Source organism: Myceligenerans pegani, assembly GCF_014892515.1.
Lineage (GTDB): Bacteria > Actinomycetota > Actinomycetes > Actinomycetales > Cellulomonadaceae > Myceligenerans > Myceligenerans pegani.
In genome coordinates, this window is record NZ_JADBGR010000077.1 from 155,339 (window position 1) to 163,363 (window position 8,025).

Here is an 8,025-nt window from a genome sequence, read left to right on the forward strand (position 1 = left end):
ATACCCTTGTGCTGTCCGAAACCATCGGGCTGAGGCCGTGACCGGTCAGCGCCGGCACCCCTCACAGAGCGCAGAATCTATGGGTGAAGGTGGGCGATCCGCGCGTGTCCCCTAAAGCTGGTTCAGAGTCGATCAGCGTGGCGAGCTCGTCGTTCGGAGCCAATGAATGGCTCGTCGACGAGCTCTACCAGCAGTATCTGAAGGACAAGAACGCCGTCGACCCCGCGTGGTGGGAGTTCTTCGAGGACTACACGCCGTCGCCGGACAGCACCCGCAAGTCGGCCGACACGCAGTCGGCGCCCACCGACGCGGCCCCGGCCGAGGCCGAGCAGCCCGCGCCCGCCCAGCCGAAGGCGCAGAGCAGCCAGGGCACGGCGGCGGCCGAGGCGGCCCAGCAGCCGGCCGAGAAGGTGATCCCGGCGGACCCCAAGGTCACCGCGGCGGCGCCGCCCGTCGCGACCCCGGCCGTGCAGGACTACGGCCAGTCGCTGCTGCAGCCCAAGCCCCACCACGACGACGCCGTCGACGACGTGCAGAAGCTGCGCGGCCCTGCCGCGCGCGTCGTGACCAACATGGAGTCCTCGCTCGAGGTTCCCACCGCCACGTCGGTGCGCGCGGTGCCCGCCAAGCTCATGGTGGACAACCGCATCGTCATCAACAACCACCTCAAGCGCGGGCGGGGCGGCAAGGTCTCCTTCACGCACCTGATCGGCTACGCGCTGGTCGAGGCACTCGGCGACATGCCGGTGATGAACTCGCACTACGAGCTGGTCGACGGCAAGCCGGGCGTCAACCAGCCCGCGCACGTCGGCTTCGGTCTCGCCATCGACCTCGCCAAGCCCGACGGCACGCGCCAGCTGCTGGTGCCGAGCATCAAGAAGGCCGAGGAGCTGGACTTCGCCGAGTTCGTCGCCGCCTACGAGGATCTTGTCCGCAAGGCGCGCGGCGGCAAGCTGGGCGTCCCGGACTTCCAGGGCACCACGATCTCGCTGACCAACCCCGGCGGGATCGGCACGGTGCACTCCGTGCCGCGCCTCATGCAGGGCCAGGGCACCATCGTGGGCGTCGGCGCGATGGACTACCCGGCCGAGTTCGCGGGTGCCTCGGACGAGCAGCTCGCCCGCATGGGCGTCTCGAAGGTCATGACGCTCACCTCGACGTACGACCACCGCATCATCCAGGGTGCGCAGTCCGGCGAGTTCCTCAAGATCATCTCGGAGAAGCTGCTCGGTCTCGACGGCTTCTACGACCGCGTCTTCGCCGCGCTGCGCGTCCCCTACGAGCCGGTGCGCTGGGTGCGCGACAACACCGTCGACTCCGACGTCGAGGCCGCCAAGCCGGCCAAGGTCGCCGAGATCATCCAGGCGTTCCGCTCGCGCGGCCACCTCATGGCGGACACCGATCCGCTCGCCTACCGCCAGCGCAAGCACCCCGACCTGGACATCCAGAACCACGGCATGACGCTGTGGGACCTGGACCGCGTCTTCCCCACGGCCGGCTTCGGCCCGAAGCCCAAGATGAAGCTGCGCGACATCCTGGGCCTGCTGCGCGACTCCTACTGCCGCTCCATCGGCGTGGAGTACATGCACATCGCCGACGTGGCGCAGCGCAAGTGGCTCCAGGAGCGCCTGGAGTCGGGCTATGCCAAGACCCCGCGCGAGGACCAGCTGCGGATCCTGCGCCGGCTGAACTCCGCCGAGGCGTTCGAGACGTTCCTGCAGACCAAGTACGTCGGCCAGAAGCGCTTCTCCCTGGAGGGCGGCGAGTCGCTCATCCCGCTGCTCGACGCGATCCTGTCCCGGGCCGCCGAGGGCGGGCTCGACGAGGTCGGGCTCGGCATGGCCCACCGCGGCCGCCTGAACGTGCTGGCGAACATCGCCGGCAAGAGCTACGCCCAGATCTTCAAGGAGTTCGAGGGCCAGATCGACCCGAAGTCCGTGCAGGGCTCGGGCGACGTGAAGTACCACCTGGGCACCGAGGGCACGTTCACCGCGGAGTCCGGTGCCACCACGAAGGTGTACCTGGCGGCCAACCCGTCGCACCTCGAGGCCGTGGACCCGGTGCTCGAGGGCATCGTCCGCGCCAAGCAGGACCGCATCGACCTGGGCGCCGACGGCTTCTCCGTGCTGCCGATCCTGGTGCACGGCGACGCCGCGTTCGCCGGTCAGGGCGTGGTGCCCGAGGTCCTCAACCTCGCCCAGCTGCGCGGGTACCGCACCGGCGGCACGATCCACGTCATCGTGAACAACCAGGTGGGCTTCACCACCGGCCCGCAGTCGTCGCGGTCGACCACGTACGCGACCGACGTCGCGAAGGGCTACCAGGTCCCGGTGTTCCACGTGAACGGTGACGACCCCGAGGCCGTCGTCCGCGTCGCGGAACTCGCCTTCGCGTTCCGGGAGCAGTTCGGCCAGGACGTCATCGTCGATCTGATCTGCTACCGCCGCCGCGGGCACAACGAGGGCGACGACCCGTCGATGACCCAGCCGATGATGTACAACCTCATCGAGGCGAAGCGGTCCGTGCGCAAGTTGTACACGGAGAACCTCGTCGCGCGGGGCGACATCACGGTCGAGGAGGCCGAGGCCGCCCTGCAGGACTACCAGAAGCAGCTCGAACGGGTCTTCACCGAGACCAAGGCCGACTTCACCCCAGCCCCGCAGTCCGAGCTCGTCGCGGGCCTGGAGCGGCCCGAGGCGCAGCTCGAGGACGCCGGCACGATGGTCGGCTGGCAGACGGCGATCAGCCACGACGTGCTGCAGCGCATCGGCTCGGTGCACACCGCGCCGCCGGAGGGCTTCAACGTCCACCCGAAGCTCGCCAAGCTGCTCGAGACCCGCGAGATCATGTCGAAGGACGGCGGCATCGACTGGGGCTTCGGCGAGCTCGTGGCCTTCGGTTCGCTGCTCATCGAGGGCACCCCGGTGCGCCTCGCCGGCCAGGACTCGCGTCGCGGCACGTTCGTGCAGCGTCACGCCGTGCTGCACGACCGCGAGACCGGCGCCGAGTGGACGCCGCTGCTGTACCTGACGCCGGACCAGGCGAAGTTCTGGGTGTACGACTCCTCGCTGAGCGAGTACGCGGCCCTCGGGTTCGAGTACGGCTACTCAGTGGAGCGCCCGGACGCGCTGGTGCTCTGGGAGGCGCAGTTCGGCGACTTCGTCAACGGCGCCCAGACCGTGATCGACGAGTTCATCTCGTCCGCGGAGCAGAAGTGGGGCCAGTCGTCGTCGGCGGTCATGCTGCTGCCGCACGGCTACGAGGGTCAGGGGCCGGACCACTCGTCGGCCCGCATCGAGCGCTTCCTGCAGCTCGGCGCGGAGAACAACATGACGATCGCCCAGCCCAGCACCCCGGCGTCGTACTTCCACCTGCTGCGCCGCCAGGCGTACGCCCGCCCGCGCCGCCCGCTGGTCGTGTTCACGCCGAAGCAGCTGCTGCGGCTGAAGGCGGCGGCGTCGGCCGTCGAGGACTTCACGTCCGGCACGTTCCAGCCGGTGCTGGGCGACGCCACGGCGGACCCGGCGAAGGTCGACCGCCTGATCCTGTGCACCGGCCGGGTGTACTACGACCTCCTCGCCGAGCGCGCCAAGCGCGGGGACGAGGGCGTGGCGCTCGTCCGCCTGGAGCAGCTCTACCCGTTCCCGGAGGAGCAGGTCCGCGCGGAGATGGGGAAGTACCCGAACGCCGAGGTCGTGTGGGTGCAGGACGAGCCGCAGAACCAGGGCGCCTGGTCGTACATCCACCTGGCGCTGCCGACGGATCTCCCCTACGTCAAGGTGATCAGCCGCGGCGCGTCCGCCTCCACGGCGGCCGGCACGGCGAAGCTCCACCAGGCCCAGCAGAAGTACCTCATCGAGGAGGCGTTCACCCGCTAGAACTGGCGGCGAGGACGCACGAAGCCGACAAGGTGACGTGCTCGGACCTATCTTTCCCGAAGTGGAGGGCCCCCTGGGCCCGTGAACGGGTCCGAGCACGTCACCTTGTCGGGCTTCTGACGTTCCCACCGACAGTTCGGGCCCAGGTCAGTCGTCCTGGGGAAGCCCCAACCACGAGTGCCAGCCCGTGTGGAGGACGAGCCAGGCCATGAGGCCGTAGCCCGCCTGTCCCGGATACGTCGTACCGTTCTGTGCCAGGTCCGCGAGCCACTGCTCGTGGGACGCGAGCGGGCTGTACGTGTCCACGTACGGCACGCGGCGCCGGCTCGCGACATCGGCGAACGCGTCGGACAGCTCGGCGATCCGGTCGCCCTGGTCGGGCGTCCCGGGGGGCGGCCCGACGACGAACGCGGGCGTCCGGTTCGCCTCCGCGACGTCGAGGATGTTCGCGAGGTTCAGCCGCGACCGCGCGACCGACAGGCCCGCGGCGACGTCGTGCCGTCCGAGCGCGACCACCAGCCTGTTCTCGACCTCGTGCTCGGGCCCGAAGCGCGCGGCGGTCTCCGCCTCCCAGCGGGCGCTGAGCTGTGTCGAGGTCTCCCCGGGGATGGCCAGCGTGAACATCATCGCGGGCCGGCCGAAGCTCGTCCGGGCCACGACGCGCCCGGTCCAGCCGAGCGCTCTCGCGTCGCCGACACCGGTGGCCAGCTCATCGCCGACGACACAGATGCGCACCTGGCGTTCCTGCACGGACCTCTCCTTGCCTCAGCACTCATCCTGTCCGGTTCGCACGTCGTCCCGGCCGGCTCCATTGTCGGTCAACCGGGATGGACCACTCGGGATTTCGCGCTCAGGCGCGCCGTTCGTCCACCAGCGTCAGGCCCCACCGCACGCGGTGCGTGTCGCCCGGGGCGAGCCGCACCAGACGATCACCGGTGACGAAGGCGTCCGCGTAGCAGGTCATCGGCTCCGCCGCCAGGCCCATGCGGCGGTACCCCGCGCCGACATGATCGCCGGAGCACGCCTGCCACACGTCCATCGAGCCGTCCATCCACAGCGCGGCCGTGCGGCCGTCCGTCCCCGTGAGCCGGATCCAGGACAGGCCGTCGTCGTCCCGCAGCACGTCGACGAACGCGTCGTCGAGGTCACGGCCTGCCATGGCGACGGGCTCGCGCATGTCGTACGGGCCCTCCACGGGCTCCTTCCCCGTGGGCAGGAGCCGCTCGTCGGTGGTGATCCTCGTCGCGGCGTCCAGCCGCACCGTGCAGTCGTCGAGGTCCGCCCCGCCCGTGGACAGCCAGGGGTGGAAGCCGGCGCCGTACGGCGCCGTGCCCGAGCCGACGTTCGTCGTGGCCAACGTCACGGTCAGACCGCCGTCGGACAGGGCGTACGTGATCTGCGCGGTCAGCTGGAACGGGTATCCGGGCTGCGGGACGACGTCCAGCCCGAGCGTGACCGACACGTCGGTGCAGTCGACCAGGCCCCACCGTTCCCAGGCGGCGAGCCCGTGCAGCGCGGTGCCGCGCGAGGGCTCGGTCACGGGCAGGCTGTACGTGACGCCGTCGGCCTCGTAGACGCCGTCACGCAGGCGGTTCGGCCAGGGCAGCAGGACGGCACCGTTGAACACGGGGTTGACCTCGTCGACCGCGAAGGGGACGACGACGTCGCGGCCGGAGACCGTGTACTCGCGCAGTGCCGCTCCGACCTCGGTGACGGTGACGTGCTGTTCGCCGTACGAGATGCTGTGCTGGGTGCCGGACGGCGCGGGTACCGTCTGTGGGTCTGTCATCACCCTCACACCTTAGAGGCTGCACGGAACCGGGAAGTTTCTGTGTCGTGCGGATAGCGTGGGACAGAGAACATCGATGTAGCGCACGCCCCCGACGTGCGCTGCGTTCCCCACACGGCTCGATCGCGGGCCACGCGGGCCCGAGACGCCCGCGACATGAGCAGGAGGATCAATGGAACAGCAGGTACTCGGACGGCTGGGCCGCCTCGTGTCGGTCGTTGGCCTGGGCACCTGGCAGCTCGGGGCGGACTGGGGCGACGTCTCCGAGACGGACGCCCGCGACGCCCTCGAAGCCTCCCTCGAGGCGGGTGTGACGTTCTACGACACGGCCGACGTGTACGGCGACGGCCGCAGCGAGCAGGTGATCGGCGCGTTCCTGAAGGAGCACGCCGACGCCGGCATCACCGTGGCGACCAAGATGGGCCGCCGGATGGACCAGGTGCCGGAGAACTACGTGCTCGCCAACTTCCGCGAGTGGACGGACCGTTCCCGGAAGAACCTCGGCGTCGAGCGGCTCGACCTCGTGCAGCTCCACTGCCCGCCCACGGCCGTGTACTCGTCCGACGAGGTCTACGACGCGCTCGACACCCTCGTGGAGGAGGGCGTCATGGCCGCCTACGGCGTCAGCGTCGAGACGACGGCGGAGGCCCTCACCGCCATCGCTCGCCCGGGCGTCGCCACCGTGCAGATCATCCTCAACGCCTTCCGGCTCAAGCCGCTGGACGAGGTCCTGCCCGCCGCGTCGGAGGCCGGCGTCGGCGTCATCGCGCGCGTCCCGCTCGCGTCCGGCCTGCTGTCCGGCAAGTACTCCGCGGACACGACGTTCGCCGAGAACGACCACCGCAACTTCAACCGGACCGGCGCGGCGTTCGACGTGGGCGAGACGTTCTCCGGTGTGCCGTACGAGGTGGGCCTCGAGGCCGCGGGCCGCTTCACGGAACTGACGGCCAAGTGCTTCGACGACAGCCTCACCCCCGCCCAGGCCGCGATCGCCTGGGTCTGGCAGCGGCCGGGCGTCTCGACGGTGATCCCTGGTGCCCGCAACGCCGACCAGGCGCGCGCGAACGCCGCGGCGGGCGACGCGGCGACGCTGGGGCCGTTGTTCACGTCGGGCGTGCGGGAGATCTACGAGGAGCTCATCAAGGAGCACGTGGCCGATAAGTGGTGAGCTGAAGGGCCGGGACCTGCGGGTCCCGGCCCTTCGTGCGTCCGGGTCAGGCGCGGAGGATGGTTGTGGCGCCCGAGACCGTGTTGGTGGAGAGGTAGCAGGTGGCGCCCGGTTCCGGGTGGTCGACGACGACCGTGCGCTGGGCCGTGGAGGCGAGCGGCTCGCCGTCGAGCGTGACCTTGCCCGTGACGCTGCGCGCGCGGAGGTTCACCGGGGTGCCGGCGTCGAGCGTGATCGTCACGGCGCCCGCCACCGTCTTGGCGGACACCATCGGCGTCGTGCCCGACGACGCCACGTCCACCGGGCCGGACACGCCGTTCACCGTCACGCGGCCGAGGCCGCCCGAGACCGTCGCCGGGCCCGACGCCTGGTTCACGGTGACGTCGCCCGTGTGCTCGGTCACGACGATCGGCCCCGACACCGACTTCACGGACAACGCCCCGGACGTCCCCGTGACGGCGACGGCACCGGTGACGCTCTTCACGTTCACCCGCGAGCGGCTCCCGGTGACGACGGCCTCCGCCCCCACGGTGGCGACGTCGACCGCCGCCGTCGCCGGCACCGTGATCCGCACGACCGCGGAGTCCTGGTCGCGCAGCCCGCGGAAGCGGTCCACGAAGCCCTCGATCCCGGGAAAGTCGTAGGCGACGCGAAGGGTGCCGTGCTCGGCGAGGACCTGCAGCGGACGTGAGGAGACCTCCAGCACCTCGATGGCGGCGCCGGAGCTGCGGTCGGGGTCGGCGACGATCTCGGCCCGGCCGTTGGTCAGCCGGACGGTCAGGGAGGTCGTGTCGGCGACCTCGATGGTCTGCGGTGCGGCGACGCTCCAGGACTCGGTGGTCATGATGATGCTCCGTTCGTTCAGCGGCTCGTGCCGGAATCGTCGGTCGGTGTGCTGGTCGAGGGCCGGTCGGACGTCGGCGTCGGTCGCCCGGGGGTCATTCTGGTCGATTTCGGGACGGGCGGCAGCGTGGCGGCGATGGCGGTGCGCGCGCCGTCGAGCACCGTGCGCAGGGTCTCGACGGTGAGGGCGCTGACCGCGCCTCCGACGTCGGCCTCCCGCAGGTCCGCGAGGACGTCACGCCGGAACTTCTGCAGGGCGACCTCCGCCTCGTGCCGGAAGGTGTTCGACGACGCCCGGCGCGCGTCGGCCGGCGCGTGCGGGGCGGGACGGGGCCGGGCGCGCGCCT

The 8,025-nt window shown here is 70.8% G+C and carries 5 protein-coding genes and 1 pseudogene; 2 read left to right on the forward strand and 4 right to left on the reverse strand.

The annotated features are described in order from the left end of the window. Positions 1–137: 137 nt before the first annotated feature. Positions 138–3,878, forward strand: a complete 3,741-nt coding sequence (locus tag IIE03_RS10705) for a multifunctional oxoglutarate decarboxylase/oxoglutarate dehydrogenase thiamine pyrophosphate-binding subunit/dihydrolipoyllysine-residue succinyltransferase subunit (protein ID WP_318842918.1) — start codon at positions 138–140, stop codon at positions 3,876–3,878. 147 nt (positions 3,879–4,025) lie between these two features. Here the strand turns inward: IIE03_RS10705 and IIE03_RS10710 are convergent, their stop codons facing one another. Both IIE03_RS10710 and IIE03_RS10715 read right to left on the reverse strand, forming a co-directional pair. Beyond that, positions 4,026–4,628 (reverse strand): GDSL-type esterase/lipase family protein, encoded by a 603-nt coding sequence (locus IIE03_RS10710; RefSeq protein ID WP_318842919.1) that lies wholly within the window; start codon positions 4,626–4,628, stop codon positions 4,026–4,028. 100 nt (positions 4,629–4,728) lie between these two features. Further along, on the reverse strand, positions 4,729–5,667 hold the full coding sequence (locus IIE03_RS10715; RefSeq protein WP_192862730.1) for an aldose 1-epimerase family protein: 939 nt from the start codon (positions 5,665–5,667) through the stop codon (positions 4,729–4,731). A gap of 172 nt (positions 5,668–5,839) precedes the next feature. Here IIE03_RS10715 and IIE03_RS10720 point away from each other — a divergent pair, with 172 nt between their 5' ends. Then, the gene (locus tag IIE03_RS10720; protein WP_192862731.1) at positions 5,840–6,835 is read left to right on the forward strand and encodes an aldo/keto reductase; all 996 of its coding nucleotides are present in this window, start codon (positions 5,840–5,842) and stop codon (positions 6,833–6,835) included. Positions 6,836–6,881: 46 nt separating this feature from the next. Here the strand turns inward: IIE03_RS10720 and IIE03_RS10725 are convergent, their stop codons facing one another. Continuing rightward, on the reverse strand, positions 6,882–7,679 hold the full coding sequence (locus IIE03_RS10725) for a DUF4097 family beta strand repeat-containing protein (protein WP_192862732.1): 798 nt from the start codon (positions 7,677–7,679) through the stop codon (positions 6,882–6,884). Positions 7,680–7,696: 17 nt separating this feature from the next. Beyond that, a pseudogene (locus tag IIE03_RS10730) lies at positions 7,697–8,025 on the reverse strand (hypothetical protein); the annotation flags it as partial.